The sequence below is a fragment of the Serratia proteamaculans genome, from assembly GCF_949794035.1.
Lineage (GTDB): Bacteria > Pseudomonadota > Gammaproteobacteria > Enterobacterales > Enterobacteriaceae > Serratia > Serratia proteamaculans.
In genome coordinates, this window is the sequence record NZ_OX461105.1 from 1866467 (window position 1) to 1879247 (window position 12781).

9 protein-coding genes are annotated in these 12781 nt (G+C 53.4%); 5 read left to right on the plus strand and 4 right to left on the minus strand.

Going from position 1 to position 12781, the window contains the following annotated elements:
* Nucleotides 1-61 precede the first annotated feature (61 nt).
* The 5 genes from ynfE (at nucleotide 62) to QOT07_RS08795 (ending at nucleotide 6190) form a co-directional block, all read left to right on the plus strand.
* Complete coding sequence (gene ynfE, locus QOT07_RS08775; RefSeq protein ID WP_283602939.1) at nucleotides 62-2515, plus strand: selenate/tellurate reductase subunit YnfE; 2454 nt, start codon at nucleotides 62-64, stop codon at nucleotides 2513-2515.
* 10 nt (nucleotides 2516-2525) lie between these two features.
* Nucleotides 2526-3143 carry a DMSO/selenate family reductase complex B subunit gene (locus tag QOT07_RS08780; protein ID WP_085116061.1) on the plus strand — a complete coding sequence of 206 codons (618 nt, stop codon included), beginning with the start codon at nucleotides 2526-2528 and terminating at the stop codon, nucleotides 3141-3143.
* A 1-nt stretch (nucleotide 3144) separates the two neighbouring features.
* The gene (locus tag QOT07_RS08785) at nucleotides 3145-4005 is read left to right on the plus strand and encodes a dimethyl sulfoxide reductase anchor subunit (RefSeq protein WP_261426948.1); all 861 of its coding nucleotides are present in this window, start codon (nucleotides 3145-3147) and stop codon (nucleotides 4003-4005) included.
* A 49-nt stretch (nucleotides 4006-4054) separates the two neighbouring features.
* Nucleotides 4055-4672 (plus strand): Tat proofreading chaperone DmsD, encoded by a 618-nt coding sequence (gene dmsD, locus QOT07_RS08790; protein ID WP_085116062.1) that lies wholly within the window; start codon nucleotides 4055-4057, stop codon nucleotides 4670-4672.
* A 372-nt stretch (nucleotides 4673-5044) separates the two neighbouring features.
* A complete protein-coding gene (locus QOT07_RS08795; protein WP_099061787.1) occupies nucleotides 5045-6190 on the plus strand; it encodes an MFS transporter in 1146 nt (381 codons plus the stop codon).
* Nucleotides 6191-6241: 51 nt separating this feature from the next.
* Here the strand turns inward: QOT07_RS08795 and pflA are convergent, their stop codons facing one another.
* The 4 genes from pflA to ycaO all read right to left on the minus strand — a co-directional run bounded on the left by pflA (nucleotide 6242) and on the right by ycaO (nucleotide 12711).
* Nucleotides 6242-6982 (minus strand): pyruvate formate lyase 1-activating protein, encoded by a 741-nt coding sequence (gene pflA / locus QOT07_RS08800; RefSeq protein ID WP_085116064.1) that lies wholly within the window; start codon nucleotides 6980-6982, stop codon nucleotides 6242-6244.
* 296 nt (nucleotides 6983-7278) lie between these two features.
* Complete coding sequence (pflB, locus tag QOT07_RS08805; protein WP_099061748.1) at nucleotides 7279-9561, minus strand: formate C-acetyltransferase; 2283 nt, start codon at nucleotides 9559-9561, stop codon at nucleotides 7279-7281.
* A gap of 54 nt (nucleotides 9562-9615) precedes the next feature.
* Nucleotides 9616-10476 carry a formate transporter FocA gene (gene focA, locus QOT07_RS08810; RefSeq protein WP_099061747.1) on the minus strand — a complete coding sequence of 287 codons (861 nt, stop codon included), beginning with the start codon at nucleotides 10474-10476 and terminating at the stop codon, nucleotides 9616-9618.
* A 471-nt stretch (nucleotides 10477-10947) separates the two neighbouring features.
* On the minus strand, nucleotides 10948-12711 hold the full coding sequence (gene ycaO, locus QOT07_RS08815) for a 30S ribosomal protein S12 methylthiotransferase accessory factor YcaO (protein WP_099061746.1): 1764 nt from the start codon (nucleotides 12709-12711) through the stop codon (nucleotides 10948-10950).
* Nucleotides 12712-12781: the final 70 nt, after the last annotated feature.

The following is a 12781-nucleotide window of genomic DNA, read 5'->3' on the forward strand; positions in this document are numbered from 1 at the left end:
TCGCTGCCTTGAATCAAGGGCATGACGTTTATCAATACCAGGGTAAAACGTGGAGTGAGTTATGTCGGAAAACAAAACAAACCGTCAGGAGTCCGGGGGATTCAGCCGTCGTACGTTGGTAAAATCCAGCGGCATAGTCGGGTTGGCGCTGGCCGTCGGGGGTATCGCATTGCCCTTTAGCCGGCGTGCTTTAGCGGTTTCAATCAGTGAAAGTGTGCTACAAACCGCACAGGACAAAGTCGTCTGGGGCGCTTGTTCGGTTAACTGTGGCAGTCGCTGTGCCTTGCGTTTACACGTCCGCGACGACGAAGTTTATTGGGTCGAAACCGATAATACCGGCCTGGATGAATATGGCGACCACCAGGTGCGAGCCTGTTTACGCGGTCGTTCTATTCGTCGCCGAATGAACCATCCTGACCGCCTGAATTATCCCATGAAGCGCGTCGGTAAACGGGGTGAAGGCAAATTCAAACGTATCAGCTGGGACGAAGCTTATGATGCCATCGCCAACAACCTGAAGCGGATTGTCGGGCAATATGGCAACGAGGCGGTGTATATCAATTACACCTCGGGCATTGTCGGCGGCAATATTACCCGCTCATCGCCGAATGCTTCACTGGTCGCCCGTCTGATGAATTGCTATGGCGGTTACCTGAGCCAGTATGGCACTTACAGCACCGCGCAAATCGCCTGCGCCATGCCTTACACCTATGGCAGCAATGAAGGTAACAGCACCTCGGATATTGAAAACAGCAAATTGGTGGTGATGTTCGGTAATAACCCGGCGGAAACGCGGATGAGTGGTGGCGGTATTACCTATTATCTGGAGCAGGCGCGTGAACGCTCTAATGCACGGATGATCGTTATCGATCCACGTTATACCGATACTGCCGCCGGACGTGAGGATGAATGGATCCCGATTCGGCCAGGTACGGATGCGGCATTAGTGGCTGGACTGGCGCACGTGTTGATCAGCGAGAATCTGGTCGATCAACCCTTCCTGGACCAATATTGCGTTGGCTACGACGAAAAAACCTTACCTGCCGATGCCCCGGTAAATGGCCATTACAAGGCCTATATTCTTGGGCTGGGCGAGGATGGCGTTGAAAAAACGCCGCAGTGGGCGGCAAAAATTACCGGCATTCCGACAGATCGCATTATCAAACTGGCAAGGGAAATAGGCAGCGCGAAACCGGCCTATATTTGCCAGGGCTGGGGGCCGCAGCGGCAGGCCAACGGTGAATTGACCTCTCGGGCCATCGCCATGTTGCCGATTCTGACCGGCAATGTTGGCATTAATGGCGGCAACAGTGGGGCGCGTGAATCCACCTATACCATCACCATTGAGCGTATGCCGGTATTGACCAACCCGGTCAAAGCGCAAATCTCCTGTTTTAGCTGGACTGATGCCATTGCACGAGGCCCGGAAATGACCGCCAGGCGCGATGGGGTTCGTGGCCAGGATAAACTGAACGTACCGATCAAGTTCATCTGGAACTATGCCGGTAATACCATCACCAACCAGCACTTCGACATCAATAAAACCCACGATATTTTGCAGGACGATTCCCAATGCGAAATGATAGTGGTGCTGGAAAACTTTATGACCTCGTCGGCAAAATATGCCGATATTCTGCTGCCGGATCTGATGACCGTCGAACAGGAAGACATTATTCCTAACGACTATGCCGGTAACATGGGCTATCTGATCTTTATTCAACCCGCCACCTCCGCCAAATTCGAACGTAAAGGCATCTATGAGGTGCTGAGTGAAGTAGCGCGTCGTTTGGGGCCAGAGGTGCATCAGAAGTTCACCGAAGGGCGTACCCAGGCACAATGGCTGCAATATTTGTACGCCAAAATGCAGGCGCGGGATCCCCTGCTGCCGGGCTATGAAGCGTTGCGCAGCATGGGGATCTACAAGCGTAAAGATCCCAATGGCCATTTCGTGGCTTACAAAAATTTCCGTCAGGATCCGGAAGCGAACCCGTTAAAAACGCCGTCCGGCAAGATAGAAATCTATTCCAGCCGACTGGCTGAGATTGCCAATGACTGGCAACTGGAGAAAGACGAAACCATCAGCCCGTTACCGGTTTATGCCTCTACCTTTGAAGGCTGGGACGATCCGCTGCGTAAAACCTACCCGCTGCAAATGTTTGGCTTTCACTACAAGGCGCGCACCCACTCCTCGTACGGCAATATCGATATTTTGCAGGCGGCCTGCCGCCAGGAAGTGTGGATCAACCCACTGGATGCGCAATCGCGTGGGATCCTCGCCGGTGACAAGGTGCGGGTGTTCAACGGCCGTGGCGAAGTACGGGTCGAAGCCAAGGTAACGCCGCGCATCATGCCGGGTGTGGTAGCCATGGGCCAGGGAGCCTGGCATCAGGCGGATATGAGCGGTGATCGGGTCGATCATGGCGCCTGCATGAATACCCTGACCACCCATCGTCCCTCGCCTTTGGCGAAGGGGAATCCGCAGCATACCAATCTGATTCAAATCGAAAAGGTATAAGGGGTAGCCAATGACTCAGCAATATGGATTCTTTATCGATTCAAGTCGTTGCACCGGCTGCAAAACCTGCGAACTGGCCTGCAAGGACTATAAAAACCTGACACCGGATGTCAGCTTCCGCCGCATCTATGAATATGCCGGAGGCGATTGGCAACAGGATGGCGAAGGCTGGCAACAAAACGTGTTTGCCTATTATTTGTCGATCGCCTGCAACCATTGTGAAGATCCCGCCTGTACCAAAGTGTGCCCGACCGGTGCGATGCACAAACGGGAAGATGGCTTTGTGGTGGTGAATGAAGAGGTGTGTATTGGGTGTCGCTATTGCCACATGGCCTGTCCGTACGGCGCGCCGCAGTACAATGCGGCCAAAGGGCACATGACCAAATGCGATGGTTGCCATGAGCGAGTGGCAGAAGGCAACAAGCCTATCTGCGTGGAGTCCTGCCCGCTGCGGGCCCTGGATTTTGGTCCTATCGAGCAACTACGCCAGCAGCATGGCACTTTGGCACAGGTGGCCCCGCTGCCGGCGGCGCATTTTACCCGGCCGTGCATCGTGCTGAAACCCAATGCCAATAGCCGACCGAGTGGTGATACCACGGGTTATCTGGCCAATCCGAAGGAGGTTTAATATGGGCATGGGATGGCATGAATGGCCGCTGATGCTGTTTACCGTATTGGGGCAATCTGTAGTGGGGGCGATCATCGTTATGGGAATTGCGGTGATCGGTGGCAATCTGAACCAGCAGCAGGACCGGGCGGTGCATCGCTCAATGTTCTTCTTATGGTTGCTGATGGGCATCGCTTTTGTCGCATCTACCCTGCACCTGGGTTCACCGTTACGGGCGTTTAACTCTTTAAACCGCGTCGGCGCGTCGGCGTTGAGCAACGAAATTGCCGGTGGCGCGTTGTTCTTCGCCGTCGGGGGGGTCTATTGGTTACTGGCGGTGCTGGGCAAAATGCCAGCGGCGTTGGGCAAAGTGTGGCTGTGGGTGACCATGGCGTCGGGCATAGTCTTTGTTTACGCCATGACGCGGGTGTATCAAATCGATACTGTGCCAACCTGGCATAACGGTTACACTACGCTGAACTTTTTCCTGACGACGCTGATCGGCGGGCCATTGCTGGGCGTTCTGTTACTGCGTGCGGCTGGATTAGCGGTATCGGCCCGCTACTCGCTGGCTATTCTGAGCGTAGTGGCGCTGTTGGTAAGCCTGGGTGCGGTGATGATGCAAGGCTATGAGTTGGCCAGTATCACCAGCTCGGTACAGCAGGCATCAACGTTGATCCCTCAATACGGCCAGTTAATGGTTGGGCGGCTGGTATTGGTGGTGTTAGGTTTAGGTTGTTGGATTTGCCCACTGTTGCGCCGGGGTAACGCGAGCGTGATGGGGATGGTTTTAGGTTTGATTTTGGTTATCGCTGGTGAGCTGGTAGGGCGTGGTGTGTTCTACGGCCTGCATATGACCGTTGGCATGGCGGTAGCCGGTTAATATTGTAGTCAGGCACAGTTCGCTGTGCCCTTAATAGGATCCTTGATTTATGACGCTTGAAAATATCGCTTTAACGGGCCGGGTGCTGGGTGTGTTGTTGTATGCACCGCCAGAAAGTGAAGACGGTCAACAGTTGTTGGCAACCTTGTCTGAATCTGAGTGGGTCAAAGAATGGCCGTATGGCGACGCCGAGCAGTTGCAGACTGCGGCAGCACTGATCGCTACCGGGATTGAAGATGAGCAAGAGGAGTCGTTGGCAGAGGCTTACCAACGTCTGTTTGTCGGGCCTGACACCTTACCGGCTCCGTTATGGGGTTCGGTGTATCTGGACAAAGAGAACGTGCTGTTTGGCAATTCCACCCTGCGTCTGCGCCGGTGGTTACGTTCGAATGGCATTGATGCGCAACACGATCGCAATGAGCCGGAAGATCACATCGGCACCTTGTTGATGATGGTGGCATGGTTAGCTGAAGAACGTCAGGGTGGGCTGGTTGAACAGCTGCTGACCAAACATGTGCTGCCTTGGGCTCCGCGCTATCTGGAATTGTTGCAGGCAAATGCGCAGCATCCTTTCTATCAGGGGCTGGCGCAATTGGCGCAAATTACCCTGAGCGCCTGGGGTGAAGAATGCACTGCCGAAGTTGAGTCTTTGGACCTGCATTTCTGATAAAAAATGAACGGCCGTCAGGCGTACAAACGCCGGCGGCTGTTCATCGGTTCGGCATACGGCGAAACGTATCGATTCGCAGACATTGTCACCCAAGGCGGTGGCCAGTTGGCGAACGCGCTGAATCACCGGTAAAAGCTCAGCGTGGGTGCTGGCAATATCACTCAACAGTGTAGTGACGGCAGTCTCTGTTTTGCTTTCCATCATGTCCTTCCTCCCCGCGAGGTTTATCAGTGCTCAGCATAAAGGTTTTTGCGTCTTCCAGCCTGTGTAATACAAATTGTGCGGTGTACTGATAAGAGCTGATTGACTTTTTTATCGCCAGTGGCATGATGCGCGCACTCTCATTGCGCGTTCGGTTTTAATCTCACTATGTCCGCATATTCCCGCCCAGTGCTCCTGCTGCTCTGTGGCCTGTTGTTGCTCACGGTTTCTATTGCCGTATTGAATACGTTAGTTCCTCTTTGGTTAACCCATGCTCAGTTGTCAACCGGGCAGGTGGGGATGGTAAGTTCTTCTTACTTTACCGGCAATCTGTTCGGCACGCTGATTGCGGGCAAACTGATCCAGCGCATTGGCTTTACCCGCAGCTATCATCTTGCCTGCGTGGTGTTCGCCGTGGCGACCGCCGGTATGGCGTTGTCGCTTGATTTCTGGAGTTGGATGGGGTGGCGTTTCTTTGCCGGTATCGGCTGTGCCTGGATTTGGGTGATTGTTGAGAGCGCCTTACTGCGCAGCGGTAATCTTTCCAACCGTGGCCAACTGCTGGCGGCCTATATGATGGTTTACTACCTCGGTACGGTGGTCGGCCAACTGCTGTTGAGTATGGTGTCTACCGAACTGTTGAACGTGGTGCCTTGGGTAACAGCCATTGTGATCAGCGCCATGTTGCCGATGTTGTTTGCCCGGGTGAACAGCCAGCACGATGAACCCCAACAGGCCGCGGTATGGCCGATGCTGAAACGCCGCAGTGCCCGGTTGGGTATCAATGGCTGCATCATCTCCGGGATTGTGCTTGGTTCACTGTATGGTCTGATGCCGCTGTATTTATCCCATCAGGGGATGAGTGATGCCAACGTCGGTTACTGGATGGCGCTGCTGGTCAGCTCCGGCATTGTTGGTCAATGGCCGGTGGGGCGACTGGCTGACCGCTATGGCCGCCTGCTGGTACTGCGCATTCAGGTGTTTGTGGTGATCCTCGCCAGCGTGGCGATGCTCAGTCACTCTGCCATGGCACCATCGCTGTTCATTCTCGGCTGTGCCGGCTTTACCCTGTATCCGGTGGCGATGTCCTGGGCCTGTGAGAAGACGTTGCCGCATGAGCTGGTGGCAATGAACCAGGCGCTATTGATGAGTTACACCATCGGCAGCCTGATTGGCCCGTCGATGACGGCGCTACTGATGCAAAATTATTCCGACCAATCGCTGTTTGTGATGATCGCCGCGGTGGCTCTGGTTTATCTGATGATGCTATTGAAAAAGCCGGACCCGCAACACACTCCGTTTGCTGCCGCCTGAGCATAAAAAACCCGGCCATACCGTGCCGGGTTTTTTGTTGTTGCTAGCGGATCAGTACATCACTTTGTGGCCGTAGCTTTCCAGAATACCTTTGACGCGCTCCATAGTGTCCGCTTTCGGCGGATGAACCCCGTCCAGCTTGTACTCTTCCCCCATCGCTACCCACTTGTGCTTGCCCAGTTCGTGGTAAGGCAGCAGTTCGATTTTCTCGATGTTGGTCATGTCCTTGGTGAACTCACCCAGCAGGTGCGTTGACTTGTCATCATCTGACCAACCCGGCACTACCACATAACGGATCCAGGTGCGCTGATTGCGCTTCGCCAAATAGCGGGCGAATTCCAGCGTGCGGTGGTTAGAAACGCCGACCAGATTCTGGTGAATGTCGTCGTTCATCTGTTTGAGATCCAGCATCACCAGGTCGGTGGCATCCAGCAGTTCGTCGATCACCGGATCGTAACGTCGTACAAAACCGTTGGTGTCCAGACAGGTGTTGATACCTTCTTCATGACAAGCCCGGAACCAATCGCGGACGAATTCGGCCTGCAGAATAGCCTCGCCGCCGGAAGCCGTAACGCCGCCACCGGAGGCATTCATAAAGTGGCGATAGGAGACGGTGTCTTTCATCAATTCTTCGACGGTGACTTCTTTCCCACCGTGGGTATCCCAGGTATCACGGTTGTGGCAATACAGGCAGCGCATCAGGCAGCCCTGGAAGAAAACGATAAAGCGGATCCCTGGGCCATCTACGGTGCCACAGGATTCGAAGGAGTGGATGCGACCTGTCACTGACATTGCGGGGTTTTCTCCAATATTGACTGTCAAACGCAGTCTAAAAGTAGGCTCATAACCGCCAGCCAGGGATCAGCGATGCAGTAAGCGGGCAGGGCCCGACGACTGGGGTGGAACGATTCCTGTTGGCCGGTTATTACGCCGGATAACTGTTTTGCCGGATATCCATCAAGTATAGCTATCTGGCAAAACAGACTCGTGCTGAGTCAGGGAACTAGCATTTATTAAAAAGGCCGGAAAGATCCGGCCCCGGGGTTCAGCTTAACCACCGAGCGGGAAACCCCGCCCGGATGGGGCAATTACATCGACTGAGTGAAAGTACGGGTAATTACGTCTTGCTGTTGTTCTTTGGTCAGCGAGTTGAAGCGAACGGCATAACCGGATACGCGGATGGTCAGCTGAGGATATTTCTCAGGATCTTGCATCGCGTCCAGCAGCATTTCACGGTTCATCACGTTGACGTTCAGGTGCTGACCGCCTTCGATAGAAGCTTCGTGGTGGAAGTAACCGTCCATCAGGCCCGCCAGGTTGGCTTTACGCACGTCGTCGTCTTTACCCAGTGCGTTTGGCACGATGGAGAAGGTGTAGGAGATCCCATCCTTCGCATAGGCAAACGGCAGTTTGGCTACGGAAGTCAGAGAGGCTACGGCACCTTTCTGGTCACGGCCGTGCATTGGGTTAGCACCTGGACCGAATGGAGCGCCAGCACGGCGACCATCTGGGGTGTTACCGGTTTTCTTGCCGTAAACCACGTTGGAAGTGATGGTCAGTACGGACTGAGTCGCTACAGCATTACGGTAGGTACGCAGTTTCTGAATTTTCTTCATGAAACGTTCTACCAGGTCACAGGCGATGTCATCAACACGAGCATCGTTGTTACCGAACTGCGGGTATTCACCTTCGATTTTGAAGTCTACGGCCAGGCCGTCTTCATCACGGATGGTGGATACTTTAGCGTACTTGATAGCAGACAGGGAGTCAGCCGCAACGGACAGACCTGCGATGCCGCAAGCCATGGTGCGGTAAACGTCACGGTCATGCAGTGCCATCAGTGCAGCTTCATAGCTGTACTTGTCGTGCATGTAGTGAATGATGTTCAGCGCGGTCACGTACTGCTTGGCCAGCCAATCCATAAAGTGGTCCATACGTTCCATGACTTTGTCATAGTCCAGCACGGTATCCATCATTGGCGCTTCTTTCGGGCCAACCTGGATTTTCATTTTTTCATCAACGCCGCCGTTGATGGCGTACAACATGGTTTTCGCCAGGTTGGCACGGGCACCGAAGAACTGCATTTGTTTGCCGACGATCATCGGGCTAACGCAACAGGCGATGGCGTAGTCATCGTTGTTGAAGTCAGGACGCATCAGGTCGTCGTTTTCATACTGTACGGAGGAGGTGTCGATAGACACTTTCGCTGCGTATTTTTTGAAGTTCAACGGCAGTTTTTCAGACCACAGGATGGTCATGTTCGGTTCCGGAGACGGCCCCATGGTGTACAGGGTGTTCAGGAAACGGAAGCTGTTTTTGGTGACCAGAGTACGGCCGTCAACGCCCATACCTGCCAGGGACTCAGTCGCCCAGATTGGGTCGCCGGAGAACAGCTCATCATACTCAGGAGTACGCAGGAAGCGCACCATACGCAGTTTCATCACCAGGTGGTCAATCAGTTCCTGCGCCTGTTCTTCGTTCAGTTTGCCTGCTTCGATATCGCGTTGGATGAACACGTCAAGGAAGGTAGACACGCGGCCGAAGGACATGGCTGCACCGTTCTGGGATTTCACTGCGGCCAGGTAGCCGAAGTAGGTCCACTGTACGGCTTCTTGTGCGTTGGTAGCCGGCTTAGAGATATCGCAGCCGTATTTGGCCGCCATTTCTTTAATCTGGCCCAGAGCGCGATGCTGTTCAGCAATTTCTTCACGCAGCTGGATGGTCATTTCCAGATCTTCGCCGTTTTCCAGCTTGGTCTGCAGTGACTTGAACTGATTCAGTTTGTCGGCCATCAGGAAATCGATGCCGTACAGGGCTACGCGACGGTAGTCACCGATGATGCGGCCACGGCCATAAGCATCTGGCAGACCGGTCAGCACGCCGGATTTACGGCAGTTCAGAATGTCTTTGGTGTAAACATCGAATACGCCCTGGTTGTGGGTTTTGCGGTATTCGGTGAACACTTTTTTCAGCTGTGGATCCAGTTCACGGCCATAGACCTTACAAGAACCTTCTACCATTTTGATGCCGCCGAATGGGATCAGCGCACGTTTCAGTGGTGCATCAGTCTGCAAGCCAACGATGGTTTCCAGCTCTTTGGCAATGTAGCCAGCGTCGTGGGAAGTGATGGTAGCTGCAACGTTGGTGTCGAAATCAACTGGCGCATGGGTGCGGTTTTCCAGTTTGATCCCTTCCATAACCTTGTCCCACAGGGTGGAAGTGGCCTGAGTTGCGCCGGCCAGGAAGGATTCATCACCCTCGTAAGGAGTGTAGTTTTTCTGGATGAAGTCACGAACGTTGACCTCGTTCTGCCAGTCACCTTTACTGAAACCTGCCCAAGCTTTGGCTAACTTCTCGTTAAGTTCGGTCATTATACACCTACCTTTAATTGTGGAGTTCTAACTCGGCGCGCGGTAACTAACAGCTTAGTGCTGTTGTTCACCACCACGCAGATAAATTACCCAGTAAGTCAACCCAACCAGCAAACCGCCACCAATGATGTTGCCAATGGTGACTGGGATCAGGTTGTCGATGATAAAGTTGCTTACGGTCAGATGAGCAAACTGCTCAGGTGTTGCCCCTATGGCTTGCCAGAATTCTGGCGTGGCGAAGTTTTTAACCACGATACCCATAGGGATCATAAACATGTTGGCGATGCTGTGTTCGAAACCGCTGGCGACAAACATGCCGACCGGCAGGATCATGGCGAACATTTTGTCCATCAGGCTGCGGCCTGAGTAGCTCATCCACACCGCCAGGCAGACCATCAGGTTAGCCAGAATGCCGAGGCAGACGGCCTCAACAAAAGTGTGATGCAGCTTGTGGTCAGCGGTTTGCAGGACGTTCAGGCCCCATTGGCCGTTGGCCACCATGTGTTCGCCAGAGAACCAGATGAGTGCCACAAAGAACAGTGCGCCAATCAGGTTACCGATATAGACATTCAGCCAGTTGGCACCCAGCTGGCACCAGCTGATACGGCCGCTGGCCTTGGCGATGACAATCAGTACGGTAGAAGTGAACAGGTCGGCGCCCGAAACGACGACCAGCATTAACCCCAGGGAGAAACAGATGCCGCCGACCAATTTTGCCAGGCCGAAAGGCACACCGGCAGTGCCGGTAGTCGCCGTGATATAAAACACGAATGCGATTGAAATAAAGACACCGGCAGTGATCGCCAAATAAAACGTTTTCAGCGGATGCTTGGTGGCTTTGTACACACCTGCATCCTCAGCGATTTTCGCCGTTGCTGCAGGTAATATCAGATCGAAGGGGTTGTCAGCTTTCACACTAACTCTCGCTTTTAAGGGTTAAAACAACGCAATGAGATACTAGCAAAGCAGTATAGGGTAAAAATTGATTTGGATCATAAGGCGAGAAACTAAAGCGGCCAAAAACCAGATAAATCGCAAGGTTTATTGAGTTAACTAATTGAATTTTATTGTAAAACTATTTTTTAATGTTTGCAAATAATTTTGAATAAACCATCCGAACCTTCTCGGAAAGGTTAAATTTTCATGCATTTTGTCACTCTCCGACGGTCAGCGTTTAATTATCGGTTAATTATTATTTTACCGACTGGTAACAATTTCCGTTTTATTTGTCTTGTTTGCTGATAAGTGCGTAATTAAGCGAAAAAAATAAGCAGAAAAACCGCTTATTTAACCGTCAAAATAAGATGTTGATAATTTGGAGAGAGGCGACAGGGGGCAATTTGAGTATTGCGCCGGCAGCGGACCGCCGGCGCAAAGGGACTGAGATTATGCTTGCGCCCAATAACGGCGTTTGGCGTTCTGCAGTTTTTCGTAGGCCGCTAACAGCGCCTGATGAGCCGGCAAGGCTTTCAGATCGTTATCGACTGCGAACAGGCCGTTAAAGCGCACTTCGCCGCTGATGGCCGCAGAGGCAGCATCTACCGCTTCCTGACCGTACATCTTCACGAAGGCAGTGTAGTACTGCGCCGGATCGCGGTCAGGTTCTTGTGTCAGTAACAGCAGCGTTTGCAGGCAACGGTAATAGTTGCTGCGTGCCGGGCTCAACACCGAAGCGTTGAAGTCTTGCGTCCACTCGGCCCAGATCAGGGCCTGGTCCATATCGCCACCGGCCAATGCCAGCATTGATTTCAACTCGCCAACGCGCAGGGTGTTCCAGGCGTTGTCTTTACCGGAAGCAATACCCAGCAGTTCGCGCACGCGGGTGAAATCGTCCAGGCCTTCGTCGTCAAAGCGTTCAATCAGCGCCAGATATTCTTGCGGCTCCCACTCACTGCCCGGCAGAGCCAACAAAAGATCACGCAGGTGCGCACCCATGCTGTTGTTGGCCAGCAGCAGGTCTTCCGCAGGGTAAATATCGGACATGCCCGGCACTATGATGCGGCAGGCATACACGTCCAAATGTTCGTAGTCGGCGATGTACACTTCCGCGCCTTCTTTATCGAAGATGCTCATCAACGTGGCGAACTCTTCCTGCGTGCTGCCGCTGAAGCTCCAGTCGACAAACGGGTAATCCGCATCCTGCTTGAACATATCCCAGGAGATCAAACCGCTGGAATCGATAAAGTGGGTTTCCAGGTTGGTATGCTCTGCGACTTCTTCGTCGTCGAAGGTTGGCGCGGTGAACACATCCAGATCCTTCAGGCTACGGCCCTGCAGCAGTTCAGTCACGGTACGCTCAAGTGCCACGCCAAAATCAGGATGGGCGCCGAACGAGGCGAAACAGGTGCCGTTAGCCGGGTTGAACAGCACAACGCAGATCACCGGGTAGTTGCCCCCCAGTGAGGCATCGTAAGAGAGGATCGGGAAACCTTCTTCTTCCAGCTTGGCGATAGCTTCCACCACGCCCGGATAGCGGTTCAATACTTCGGCCGGGATCTCCGGCAAGCTGATGGATTCGGCGATGATGCGGTTTTTCACATAGCGCTCGAACACTTCAGACAGGCCCTGTACGCGAGCTTCGTTGGCGGTGTTACCGGCAGACATGCCATTGGACACATAAAGGTTACCGATGATGTTCATCGGGATGTAAACCGTCTGCTGGTCGGACTGACGGGAGAATGGCAGGGCGCAAATGCCACGATCGCCATTACCGGACTGCAGGTCGATCAGATCGCTGGCGTTAACTTCCCGATCCGGATTATAGAATGCATGCAGACGATCATCGAGAATGCCGGCCGGCAGCGAATCATCGGCTGGGATCGGGAACCATTTCTCGTTCGGGTAATGCACGAAATCGCCTTCGGCAATCTGTTTGCCCAGATAGAAGTCGGCAAAGAAATAGTTGGTAGAGAGACGTTCGAAGTATTCGCCCAAAGCGGAGGCCAGCGCAGCTTTTTTGCTGGCGCCTTTACCGTTGGTGAAGCACAGCGGGCAATCGCGATCGCGGATGTGAACCGACCATACGTGTGGCACCGGGTTCAGCCAGGAGGCCTCTTCGATATTAAAACCCAGATCGCTTAATTTCTGTTGGAAACGGGCGATAGAGTCTTCCAGCGCGGCGTCTTTGCCAGGGATAAAAGTTTGCGTCATTGTCTTCACTTTTTGAGCGTACTAAAAACGCGCAATGATACGGGGTTTTACGCCCAAGCTCCATGTATTC